A 3,713-nucleotide genomic window follows, 5' to 3' on the forward strand; every position below is an offset into this window, starting at 1 on the left:
ATTTCTTTTAAATAATCTAACTCGCCATTTTTTAACTTTTTTCTAGCCTCTTTAAAAAGACCTGAATAAACTAAAACCTGTTTCCCTTTTAATGACTTATAAAAAGTGTCGAATACTCTTTGATTCACTAAATAATCGCTATCTTTTCCTGAATACTTAGCCATTTCATAAAGTTCTTTATTATTATTTTGTCGGATTTTCTGGACATGTACTTGTGTTATTTCAGGCATACCCGTTACATCCCGCCATAACTCAAGCCACTCTTTTTGATTAACATAAACTTTAGTATCTTTGAAATAAGATTTATTCACTGCAATTAACACGTGAAAATGCGGATTATATGTATCTTCTTGTTCATTATAAGTAATCTCTAATTTACGAACGTAACCTTTAGAAAGTGTCTTTACTTTTTTACGCTCAAACATTTTCTTAAAAGACTTATTATACTTTTTGATTTCATCTTCAAGATCATTTGCCCTTACATTCGGCGTCGTTAAAGTTAAAAAGATAAACTCTTTTTGTTCTACCTGCTTTACATACTGCATCATCAACGACAACCCCAAAGCATCTTTCCGAGCTTTACGCCATGCACACATTGGACAAAAGCGATTCTTACAAGGATTCGCTTTATACAATTTTTTCTTTTCAAGCGTTTTATCCGCAACAAACGATAAAAATGTATTACATTCCCTTACTAATTCCATCTGATTTTCCCCAATATGACGTTCTATAAAATTCTGAAACACTTGATTTCTCTGTTTTTTCTCAGTATACTTATCCATGTTATAACACACAAAAACAACTTAGTTTTTCTCAAACTATGTATATAAAAAAAGTTGCTTTTTCTCCTTTCTATTTTTCGTTTAGCTTAGACACCTAAAACGATACAATAGTATGCTGAAAAAAGCAACTTTTTTTGTGCTTGAAGCTAGTCACACCAACGATTTAAGGGTAACTATTTCAAATCGAAATAGTTACCCTTATTATCAAGCCAACAAAAAGAGGATATTGTAAATAATTATGGTTATTCAGAAAAAGTAAAAGTTATTCCACACGGTATACAGACTTTACCTTCAAAAGAGATTAATAATATCATTAGAAAAAACAAAGCTGTGGTTATTTCTAGGTTAGTTAAATTAAAACAAATCGATCATATAATTAAAGCAATAAACCTAATTAAAAATGATGATCCTGGATTTATATTGGAAATTTATGGAAATGGAGATGAATTAGAAAATTTAAAATCCTTAGTCAAAAAAATAAACTGGAAAACAACATTATATTTAAAGGTTATACTAATAATCCATTAGAAATATATAATGAATCATTGTTTTCTATAACCACCTCTAAAACTGAAGGATTTTCATTAGGTATTTTGGAAAGTATGGCTGTCGGAACTCCTGTAATTTCTTACGATTTTAACTATGGCCCACAAGAAATAATTGATAATAATAAAAATGGCTTAATTATTAGCAAAGACAATATAAAGGAATTAGCTGAAAAAATATCATATCTAAAAAATAATGAAAAAGTCCTAAAAGTTATGAGTAAAAAAAGTATAGAAAAAATTGAAGAGAAGTTTTCAAAACAAAGTGTTAAAAATAAATGGTTTGAATTCATTGAAAATAATAATATAATAAATCAAAATAATTTATAAATATACGTAATCACCTTAATTTTGACTTAAATGAGTAGTTAGAATACTTTTTTCTAAAATATTATATTTTGAAATTTCGAAGAAAACGCTTGTTTTTGAGATACTGTTTGAATTTGGAATGTTTAATACACATACAAAAATGTATGTGTATTAATTTTTACTTATTGAGAAAAGAGAGAATCTTTAATCTCTCTTTTTTTGTTTCATTGTTAAAATCTCATAATAGAAGATTAATATGTGTTTTAGAATGCTGTGAGAAACTCTCAGTTGCATTGAAACAAAGTTTATTAAACCAAATCATTGTCGTGTTTAATTCTATAAACAGTCTGCCTTGTTATATTCACTTCTTTCGCAATCTTACTGATAGCTGTGCCTTCCTTTAACATTTCTACAACTCTATGATAAATAATACGTTTTTGAGGATCTTTAGCATTCGCTGAATAAAGTAACGGACGCCCTTTATATACACCTTTTTCTTTCGCAACTTTAATACCTTGTGCTTGTCTACGTTTACTTTCATTTCGTTCTTGTTCTGAAACCATTGCTAATATTTGAATGATTAGGTCTTTCATAAATTTATCTAATAATGGATTGCCGATTACTTCATTCATCATAGGTAAGCTAGTAATCATCAATTGAACTTCTTTGTCTTTTAAATAATTAACAGTATGAATCACTTCATCGTAATTACGACCTAAACGATCAATCGATTCCACGACAAACCGATCCCCCATTCTCACAAAGTTAAGTGCTTCTTGAAGTACCGGTCTATTTTCAATAGATTTCCCAGACTGTTTTTCTGTGAAAACTTTTTCAACACCAAACATTTTTAAATTTTCTAGTTGTCTTTCTAAATTTTGATCTATAGAAGATACTCTCGCGTAGCCAACAATCATTGATTTTCACCTCATAATTAATATACACCCTAATCATACGTTTTAGTTGCGATAATTTCAACAACTCTATTTGTATGATTAGGGTGTACCTATAACTTACAAAAATTCTTATATCTTAATGTATTACTTAACATCCTAATTGACTTTATAGTAGGAGGCCTTATCACACTCTTTAAGTTGCCAATTTTTTATTGTAAACTGTGTATAAATCATATTTGAGGAGGTGTCTAAATGTTTCTTATAGCTTATTGTTGCAGATATTTACAGATTATACGCAACAAATTTTCGATTTTAATTCCAAAATTGGTGAAGTCTGTCTTTTTTGAAATTAATAATCGAATCTATAAGGAACTGACACTATATACTTCTTCCTTATAGAGGATATGGAGGAATAAAAATGAATATACTCAATGCTTCGAATGTTTCTAAAAGTTATGTAGAAGAAACTTTATTCGATAATATCAAGTTGACCCTTAATTCTGGTGATACTGTAGGATTAGTAGGACGTAATGGTGAAGGAAAAACTACTTTGCTAAAACTGCTAGCAGGGTTAGAAAAACCTTCCAAAGGCATTATTAGTTGGAAGAAAAATGTGAGAATCGGTTATTTAAACCAAATACCCAATTATGAAAATGATACAAGTGTTTATCAATGTTTGAAATCTGTATTTCAAGAGTTAAATACTATATCAGAACAACTTGAAGCTATAGAAAATAAAATGGCTGAAGATAAAGAAAGTATAACTACACTAATGTCTCGCTATGGCGAACTACAGACATATTATGAAGAAAATGGTGGTTACGAGATAGATTCTAAGATACGTAAAGTGACTTATGGATTAAATATTGACCATTTACTTGATACAGAGTGGGGGAACTTATCAGGAGGAGAACGTACAAAAGTAGGTCTTGCTCAAATGTTAATTAAGTCTACTGATTTGCTACTTTTAGATGAACCAACAAATCACCTTGATGTTAAATCTATAGAATGGTTGACTAACTATATAGAAAATTTTGAAGGTGCTACCGTAATCGTCTCACATGATCGTTATTTTTTAGATGAAACAGCAAATCAAATTATGGAAATAGATCAAAAAATGCTCCATGTTTATAATGGAAATTATTCGCAATTTGTTGAAGAAAGAGAAAAAAGGCTGTTAG

At 29.2% G+C, this 3,713-nt stretch carries 3 protein-coding genes and 1 pseudogene; 2 read left to right on the forward strand and 2 right to left on the reverse strand.

Annotated elements, in window-relative coordinates:
* Nucleotides 1-782, reverse strand: a 782-nt coding sequence (locus tag G8Y84_RS08055; RefSeq protein ID WP_165806267.1) for a protein rep, incomplete at its 3' end; no start/stop codon positions are given.
* A 330-nt stretch (nt 783-1,112) separates the two neighbouring features.
* Between G8Y84_RS08055 and G8Y84_RS08065 the strand changes: the two are divergent.
* A pseudogene (locus G8Y84_RS08065) lies at nt 1,113-1,657 on the forward strand (glycosyltransferase).
* Between the two features lie 287 nt (nt 1,658-1,944).
* Here G8Y84_RS08065 and G8Y84_RS08070 read toward each other — a convergent pair.
* Nucleotides 1,945-2,553, reverse strand: coding sequence for a recombinase family protein (locus G8Y84_RS08070; RefSeq protein WP_037577271.1), 609 nt, complete (start codon nt 2,551-2,553; stop codon nt 1,945-1,947).
* 397 nt (nt 2,554-2,950) lie between these two features.
* On the opposite strand from G8Y84_RS08070, the gene G8Y84_RS08075 reads away from it, so the two are divergent.
* On the forward strand, nt 2,951-3,713 hold a 763-nt coding region (locus G8Y84_RS08075; protein WP_165806269.1), incomplete at its 3' end, for an ABC-F family ATP-binding cassette domain-containing protein.

The sequence above is a fragment of the Staphylococcus sp. 11511212 genome (assembly GCF_011394755.1).
Lineage (GTDB): Bacteria > Bacillota > Bacilli > Staphylococcales > Staphylococcaceae > Staphylococcus > Staphylococcus chromogenes.

Coding starts and splice junctions, on each gene's coding strand:
- G8Y84_RS08070 (WP_037577271.1), bottom strand. CDS start 2,553: ATGATTGTTGGCTACGCGAGAGTATCTTCTATAGATCAAAATTTAGAA.